This window comes from Shewanella sp. 11B5 (assembly GCF_002836795.1).
Classification (GTDB): domain Bacteria; phylum Pseudomonadota; class Gammaproteobacteria; order Enterobacterales; family Shewanellaceae; genus Shewanella; species Shewanella frigidimarina.
This window is the reverse complement of the sequence record NZ_PJAP01000370.1, coordinates 1-8,108: the sequence shown is the minus strand read 5'-3', so window position 1 is coordinate 8,108 and position 8,108 is coordinate 1. Positions and strand designations below refer to the sequence as shown.

Genomic DNA, 8,108 nt, shown 5'->3' with positions numbered 1-8,108 from the left:
TACTAGTTTGTCTTACTATTTCTATGTCAGCTAATGCTATCGGAAATGAAAATGGAATGATGAGAATGTCTCAGATGCCTGCATTTTCTGATTTTGATACTAATCAAGACAAATTGATATCTGAAGAAGAGTTTGAGCGCTTTCAAAAAGCCAGGCAAGCATTGCGTGAATCTGAAGGTCGTCTATTAAAAAACTCATCGAATTGTGATGAAATGTTTGAGCGTATCGATTTGGATCACAATAAGTTTATTGATGCTGAAGAATTTCAATCTCATCGGGAAATGATGAGAAATTCTAAATAATCTCAGTTTGGGATATCTACATAATCTCTGCTCGGGGTAGTAATCAACATCGCCATAGAGAGGTAATCAGCATCACCTCTCTTTTAAATACGCTGTAGCATAGCAAGCGACTTAGTTGTATCTACACCTGCAAGGTATAGCGCCATTTTTCCACACCATCACTAAGATTCAAATTACACATTACTCCTGCGCAGCAATAAGCTTACTTTTAAATACGCCATAAAAAGCAATACAAGCACCCGCAAAACCTAAAAACGAGCATATTAAGCGATAATCAGTGTTGTCGATGAAGAAGTTAGCCACACTGAATACCAACAAAATAAATAAACCAATATTTTTGGTCATCATCATTTTAGGCTCGAACATCAACCATTGCTCACATTTAGGGCACTGTGTTTCAACCCCATGTTTACCTTTACGGACTTGTTTAAGCGCTTTACGGGCAAAGATACCCTTACAACGAGGACACTCCATTTAACATTACCTTCAATAATTTTTAATCAATATAATACAATGAATTAACTCTGCATCAAAGTTTTCCTTGAACGCCAATACAGCAGTTCAAGCTAATGCCATTTAATCGCTTGCATCATTTGGAACGTTCGCTCAAAATAATAATTGAACGAATGTTATAGTTAGTTTATAGTAACTCATGGCTCACATTATGAGCGCGCAAAATCACTACAGATAAAGCTTATCGACAAGTATATCAAATGACAAAGAGCTTAAGCACTTGGCTCACAACCCAAATGGAACAATGAACATGCAAAAAATGATTGGATTTGATGTTTACGGCACATTAGTGGATCCTGTGGATATGGGCCAGCATCTGCAACAATTGATTGGCGACAAGGCACAAGAATTTGGTCAATTATGGCACGATAAAAAAGTCGAATATGCATTTCGTCGTGGCTTAATGCAACAATATGAAGATTTCGGTGTGTGTACTCAACAAGCTCTGCAATATTGTTTATCTGTTTTCAACGTCACACTGTCAAACAGCGAACAACAAGATTTACTGGCTAAATTTAGTCAACTCAAGGCTTTTGATGATGTCATTCCTGGACTAGCATTACTGCGCAATCAAGGTCATACCTTGGCCGCTTTTTCAAATGGACCAGAAGTTGCGGTTCGTACACTTATGCAAAACTCGGGCGTTTTACCTCAACTACATGACGTAATCAGTGTCGATGATCTAAAGACATTTAAACCTAACCCTGCTGTTTACGATTATTTAATGACTCGTACTCAATCTGACCTCAATCATTGTTGGATGGTGTCGAGCAATCCATGGGATGTCATTGGTGCGAAAGCCGCCGGACTGAATACAGCTTGGATCCAAAGAGACAGTAAAAAAATATTTGATCCTTGGGGCATTGAGCCTGACATCACCGTCGGTAATTTAATCGAATTAAGTGAACAGCTCGATTCCCTGTAATAACTAACATGCTGCATTTAAACAATAAAAGCATAACTCATACGCGTTGATGCTAATACATTAAAACTTTACACGCTACACTAACAACATTGTGCTAAGCGCATTATCAATTTACTTAACCTGCTAACAGGTTGCACGAGGATATTTTATGACTAACCAATATACCCCACCTAAAGTTTGGCAAAATAATACCAATGGCGCGAATAAGTGGGCAAACATTAATAGCCCAGACTCAGGTGCAAGATTTGATAAAGAGCTGCCTGTTGGAAAGCATGCTTTGCAACTCTACTCCCTTGGCACACCAAACGGGCAAAAAGTGACTATTCTGTTAGAAGAGCTACTGGCCTTAGGCATTAAAGAAGCTGAATACGATGCCTATCTGATTAACATCGGGGAAAAGGATCAATTTTCGTCAGGGTTCGTTGCCGTCAATCCAAACTCAAAAATACCCGCTTTATTGGATAAGTCAGCTGGTGAAGACGAAACCGTATTTGAATCTGCCTCAATTTTGGTTCATCTAGCAGAGAAGTTTAACCAATTCCTACCTAAGGATGGCAAAGCCAGAACACAAACATTTAACTGGTTGTTCTGGGCTCAAGGGTCAGCGCCGTTCCTCGGTGGTGGCTTCGGTCATTTCTATGCTTATGCCGATGAAAAACAGGAATATCCAATTAATCGCTTTGCTATGGAAGTTAAACGTCAGTTAGATGTGTTAGATAAACAACTGGCAAAAAACACCTTTATTGCTGGTGAAGAATATAGCATTGCAGACATTGCTATTTGGCCTTGGTATGGCAACTTAGTCTTGGGCAATTTATACGATGCAGCCGAGTTCCTGGAAGTAGAGTCATATACCAATGTTGTTCGTTGGGCTAAATTGCTTGAAACTCGTGAAGGGGTTCAACGTGGTCGTATCATCAATCGCTCTTGGGGCGAAGAATGGGAACAAGTTCCTGAGCGTCATTGCGCAGAAGATATTGATAAGGTGCTTAAGTTGCGTCCTAGCACAGTAAAATAAGTCAGCCGCTAAAGTTTGGCGCGCTTGTATCCTGACTTATTTTATTGGGATACTAAAAAGCCTTCTGCATTACAGAAGGCTTTTTATATTGACGTATCAGAGGCCGAAACAACGCAAATTGTGAACGTTATTTCAAGCCAGACGTCTGTGACAATTAAATACTCATCGCAAGTTCTGCACCCTGGCGGATAGCGCGTTTAGCATCTAATTCAGCCGCCACATCGACTCCACCAATTAAATGTACAGGTAATCCGCTGGCTTTCATTTCATCAACCAAACTGCGATTCGACGTTTGTCCGGCACACAACACCACGTTATCTACAGCAAGAATTTCAGATTGTTCACCGATTTTAATGTGCAGGCCTTGTTCATCAAACTTTTCGTAGCTTACGCCAGTTTTCATATGAACTTGATGTTGCTTCAACACACTGCGATGGATCCAGCCAGTAGTTTTACCTAAACCTTTGCCCATTTTGGTGGTTTTACGTTGCAGTAAATACACTTCACGACCTGGAACATGTTCGGCTTCTACAGTTAACCCGCCAGCATTCTGATAGGTTTTATCAATGCCCCACTGTTTTAACCATTTATCGGGTTGCAAAGTGCTCGATTCTAATTCGCATAAGAAATGCGCCATATCAAAACCAATACCGCCAGCACCAATCAATGCTACCGTTTTACCTATTTCAACTTGGCCGGTTAATACTTGTTGGTAATCGACCACTTTAGGATTATCAAAACCTGGTAATTCCAACGCTCGTGGCACCACACCAGCGGCGATGACCACTTCATCAAATTTCTCATTAGCTAACACTGCCGCATCCAATTTAGTGTTTAGACGCAGTTCAACGTTATGTAGCTTAATTTGGTTAATGAAATATCGAATAGTTTCATTGAACTCTTCTTTACCCGGAATTTTACGCGCTAAATTGAACTGACCACCCACTTCTGACTTGGCTTCAAACAATACCACTTCATGACCACGGGATGCTGCATATACAGAGAACGCCATTCCCGCAGGACCGGCGCCCATAACAGCGATACGTTTTTTACTGGTTGTTGGGGTAAAATTAATTTCGGTTTCATAACAAGCACGGGGATTAACCAAACAGGTTGCCCGCTTCATCGAAAAGGTGTGGTCCAAACAAGCTTGATTACAACCAATACAGGTATTAATCAATTCAGGAGTATTAGCTGCCGCTTTATTCACAAACTCAGCGTCGGCAAGAAATGGCCGGGCCATCGACACCATATCAGCTTGACCTGATGCAATAATCGACTCGCCAATTTCTGGAGTATTAATCCGGTTTGTAGCAATTAACGGCACCTTGACTTCTTTTTTGAGTTTTTCGGTTACCCAAGAAAATGCCCCACGCGGTACACTGGTCGAAATCGTCGGTACACGGGCTTCATGCCAACCAATACCGGTATTAATAATACTTACACCAGCTTGCTCAAGCGATTTTGCCAGCTGTACGACTTCGTCCCACGTTGAACCATTATCGACTAAATCGAGCATCGATAAACGGAACACAATAATAAAGTCACTGCCGACCTTCTGGCGAATAGCATTAACGATTTCAATCGGGAATTTAACCCGATTTTCATAACTTCCGCCCCATTCATCGGTACGTTTATTGGTGCGCGAACTGATGAATTGGTTGATCAAATAGCCTTCAGACCCCATGACTTCAACGCCATCATAGCCGGCTTTTTTCGCCAATGCCGCGCTGGTAGCGTAGTCTTTAATCGTCGAGCGTACTTGACGAGCAGACATCGCAGAGGGAGTGAACGGGGTAATGGGCGATTTTACTTTGCTCGGCGCTAGACTAAAAGGATGATAACTATAACGGCCAGCGTGTAAGATTTGCATACAGATTTTACCGCCCGCTTCATGCACGGCATCGGTAACAATTTTATGTTTACCCACCTGCCAAGAAAAGCTTAATTGACAGGCATGTGGCGCCAAACGGCCGCGTAAATTAGGGGCAATACCGCCGGTAACAATTAAGCCCACGCCACCTTGAGCACGTTCTTTATAAAATGCTGCCAGTTTCTCAAATCCGCCTTTTTCTTCTTCTAAACCGGTGTGCATTGAGCCCATTAACACGCGATTTTTCAGCTGTGTAAAGCCGAGATCTAAAGGTTCTAATAAGTGTGGAAACGACATTCAAACATCCTTTTTAAACAAGTGATTTAAACCAGCATACCCCGCCAGTAAAGTTTGCTCAATCATTTAAACGCTCGTTTGTTAAAAACCTTTACAATTGAATTTCACATTTATATTGATTTTCAGTTAGGATGACTACATTAGACTGATAAAGGAGTGGCAAATGTCCGCTAAACCCTCGTTTTTAAAAAGGATGTTTTTACTGTTATGGAATACAGTAAACGGTATCCGTAAGTTCATCATCAACGTAATATTTTTTGGTTTGTTGGCTGTCATCGCTGTGGTACTTCTCAACAGCGAAGATGAAATTGTCGTCGAAGATCAATCAGCATTAGTGCTGAACTTGTCTGGGAGCATAGTGGACCAAAAACATTATGTAGACCCAATAGAAATGGCTCTTAGCCAAGGGCAAGCGAATGATCCAGAAGGTGAAATTCTATTAGCTGACGTACTTTATACGATTAATAATGCGACTCAAGACGCCCGCATTACCAGTATCGTATTAGACTTAGCTGATCTTCGTGATGCCGGCATTAGTAAAATGACCGCCATTGGTGAAGCATTAACTCAGTTTAAAGCCGCCAATAAGTCAGTTATCGCAATGGCCAATGGTTATGATCAAAATCAATATTTTTTAGCCAGCTTTGCAGACAAAATATACCTTAATAACCAAGGTATGGTGGCGCTTGATGGCTTAAGCCGTTACCGCTTATATTACAAAGCAGCACTTGAAAAACTCAAAATTACCACTCACGTATTTCGAGTGGGAACGTTTAAGTCAGCCGTAGAGCCCTTTATTCGTGACGATATGTCTGATGCCGACAAAGTCGCCAGCAAAGAATTGTTAAATGATATTTGGCAAAGCTATTCGACTATTGTTGCCAGCAACCGTCAAATCGGTCCTGATCAATTAGTGTTAAGTACAGATGAGTATCTCGCTCAGCTTGATAAAGCGGAAGGTGACAGTGCTCAAATGGCTGTAAACATGAAATGGGTTGACGAACTCGTTTCGGCTGATGCATTCCGTGTCGCTATGATTGAACGTGTAGGCAGTGATAAAGAAGGTAAAAACTTTAAGCAAATTAGCTTTAATGATTACCGAGCGTTAACCGCACCAATGCCTAAATTTGTTGCACAAGACGCAGTGGCCGTTATTGTTGCTAAAGGCACGATTCTTAACGGTAAACAACCTGCCGGACAAATTGGTGGCGAAAGTACCTCTGCATTACTCATGAAAGCACGCTTTGACGATAAAGTGAAAGCCGTCGTACTTCGTGTTGACAGCCCTGGTGGTAGTGCATTTGCATCAGAGCAAATTCGTCAAGAAGTGTTAGCGCTGAAAGCTGCAGGTAAGCCTGTGGTTGTTAGCATGGGTAGCCTTGCTGCATCTGGCGGATATTGGATATCAGCCAGTGCCGACTATATTGTGGCTACGCCAACAACCCTAACAGGTTCAATCGGTATTTTCGGTATGTTCGCTACGTTTGAGCAAGCACTTAATCATTTTGGTGTAACCTCTGATGGTGTAGCTACATCTGATTGGGCAGGTTTATCGCCTGCACGTGAATTAAACCCACAAGTTGCCGCGGTAGTACAACGTCATATTGAACGGGGTTACCATGAGTTTATTTCTCTGGTAGCAAAAGAGCGTCATATGACGCTAGAGCAAGTAGATAATATTGCTCAAGGCCGTGTATGGACAGGTAAACGCGCACTCACCTTAGGCCTAGTTGATGAACTGGGTGATATGGATGTGGCATTAGCCAAAGCTGCTGATTTAGCGAAAATGGACAAGTTCGATGTTAAAGTGATTGAGCAAGAGCTTAGCGCTGAACAACAACTGATGCAGCAAATCATGGGCGCTACTGTGGCTTATGTTCCAGACAGTGTTCGTCAAACCAGTTTCATTGAGCGCTTTGCCAAGCAGTGGGCTGGCGCATTTGAAACATTGTCGATGTTTGATGACCCTAATCATGTCTATATGTATTGCGAAAACTGTAATTACTAATCACTCAAATGACCGCAATATGAAGATTATTCAAAAAAAGCCTGCTTAGCAGGCTTTTTTATTGGGGATCGATAAATAAACTCGTATAATACCAATTTCATTAATTATGTGCTCAATCAGAGTAACTCAGGTTTTTCAGTTTGAGGCGCATTGTTGAAAGAATGGTTGTTCCCTTGTAAAACAATGCAACAAATAAATGGAAAGCCTGAGTGGCTCCCAAGGGCGGGTTTCTGCACCTTTTATGCTGCTCAATATGATTTTGACGTACGACTGCAAGGATGCAGGAGATAGAGCAACGCAGGAGCTGTTGCCGAGAACAACTATGTCGGCAATCCTATTACTTGCCTAAAAGGCGCAGAACTCCCGCTGAATGACCAGATAATTATTGGAATTGGTATATTTGCGCAATCTGCAATCGCTGTTAAAAAAGAGCCTACATACATGACAAAACGTTCAATTTACGTTGCCTATACTGGCGGTACCATCGGGATGCAAAAGACCGCTAATGGTTTTGTGCCAGTATCAGGGTTCTTAACCGATTGTGTTCAGTCAATGCCCGAGTTTTACCATACTGAAATGCCAGAGTTTGTCATTCATGAATACAGCCCATTAATTGACTCATCCAATATGGCGCCGACAGACTGGCAAATGATAGCTAATGATATTCAAGCCAACTATGAAAAATACGACGGTTTCGTCATTTTACATGGAACAGATACCATGGCTTATACCGCTTCTGCATTGTCATTTATGCTGCAAGGTTTATCCAAGCCAGTTATCGTAACAGGTTCACAAATTCCGTTGGCGCAGTTACGTTCAGACGGTCAAACCAACTTGCTCAATTCGCTTTATATTGCGGCCAACTACCCAGTTGCAGAAGTCTGTTTATTTTTTAATAACAAACTGTTTCGTGGTAATCGCTCAACCAAAGCCCATGCAGACGGATTCGATGCGTTTGCATCGCCTAACTTCCCGATGTTGCTAGAAGCCGGCATTAAAATTAACCTCAAAGCGGGTAAAATAACGCAGCCAACGGGTGCCCCGTTAGAGGTTGTTACCATCAGTCCGCAACCTGTAGGTGTGGTAACGCTTTACCCTGGGATCTCCACAGATATTTTCAATAATATAGCAACCAGTAAAGGCGCTAATTTTATTGACCTTCGGTGTGGGAA

6 protein-coding genes and 1 pseudogene are annotated in these 8,108 nt (G+C 41.9%); 5 read left to right on the top strand and 2 right to left on the bottom strand.

Going from position 1 to position 8,108, the window contains the following annotated elements; all coding sequences use genetic code 11:
• Nucleotides 1-302 (top strand): EF-hand domain-containing protein (locus CXF78_RS08330; protein WP_145991396.1); only part of this gene is annotated, 302 nt, incomplete at its 5' end.
• Nucleotides 303-482: 180 nt separating this feature from the next.
• Here the strand turns inward: CXF78_RS08330 and CXF78_RS08325 are convergent.
• Nucleotides 483-776, bottom strand: coding sequence for a hypothetical protein (locus CXF78_RS08325; RefSeq protein ID WP_011637597.1), 294 nt, complete (start codon nt 774-776; stop codon nt 483-485).
• Between the two features lie 289 nt (nt 777-1,065).
• On the opposite strand from CXF78_RS08325, the gene CXF78_RS08320 reads away from it, so the two are divergent.
• Nucleotides 1,066-1,740: a haloacid dehalogenase type II gene (locus tag CXF78_RS08320; protein WP_235585867.1), complete on the top strand. Its 675-nt coding sequence runs from the start codon at nt 1,066-1,068 to the stop codon at nt 1,738-1,740.
• A 148-nt stretch (nt 1,741-1,888) separates the two neighbouring features.
• Complete coding sequence (gene yghU / locus CXF78_RS08315; RefSeq protein WP_102036500.1) at nt 1,889-2,758, top strand: glutathione-dependent disulfide-bond oxidoreductase; 870 nt, start codon at nt 1,889-1,891, stop codon at nt 2,756-2,758.
• A 154-nt stretch (nt 2,759-2,912) separates the two neighbouring features.
• Here yghU and CXF78_RS08310 read toward each other — a convergent pair whose 3' ends face one another.
• On the bottom strand, nt 2,913-4,928 hold the full coding sequence (locus tag CXF78_RS08310) for an oxidoreductase (protein WP_102036499.1): 2,016 nt from the start codon (nt 4,926-4,928) through the stop codon (nt 2,913-2,915).
• A gap of 163 nt (nt 4,929-5,091) precedes the next feature.
• On the opposite strand from CXF78_RS08310, the gene sppA reads away from it, so the two are divergent.
• On the top strand, nt 5,092-6,936 hold the full coding sequence (gene sppA / locus CXF78_RS08305; protein WP_102036498.1) for a signal peptide peptidase SppA: 1,845 nt from the start codon (nt 5,092-5,094) through the stop codon (nt 6,934-6,936).
• A gap of 441 nt (nt 6,937-7,377) precedes the next feature.
• A pseudogene (ansA, locus tag CXF78_RS08300) lies at nt 7,378-8,108 on the top strand (asparaginase); the annotation flags it as partial.

Bases quoted from the DNA above. Each gene is read 5' to 3' on its own strand.
- CXF78_RS08320 (WP_235585867.1), top strand. From the start codon at position 1,066: ATGCAAAAAATGATTGGATTTGATGTTTACGGCACATTAGTGGATCCT.
- sppA (WP_102036498.1), top strand. From the start codon at position 5,092: ATGTCCGCTAAACCCTCGTTTTTAAAAAGGATGTTTTTACTGTTATGG.
- yghU (WP_102036500.1), top strand. From the start codon at position 1,889: ATGACTAACCAATATACCCCACCTAAAGTTTGGCAAAATAATACCAAT.
- CXF78_RS08310 (WP_102036499.1), bottom strand. From the start codon at position 4,928: ATGTCGTTTCCACACTTATTAGAACCTTTAGATCTCGGCTTTACACAG.
- CXF78_RS08325 (WP_011637597.1), bottom strand. From the start codon at position 776: ATGGAGTGTCCTCGTTGTAAGGGTATCTTTGCCCGTAAAGCGCTTAAA.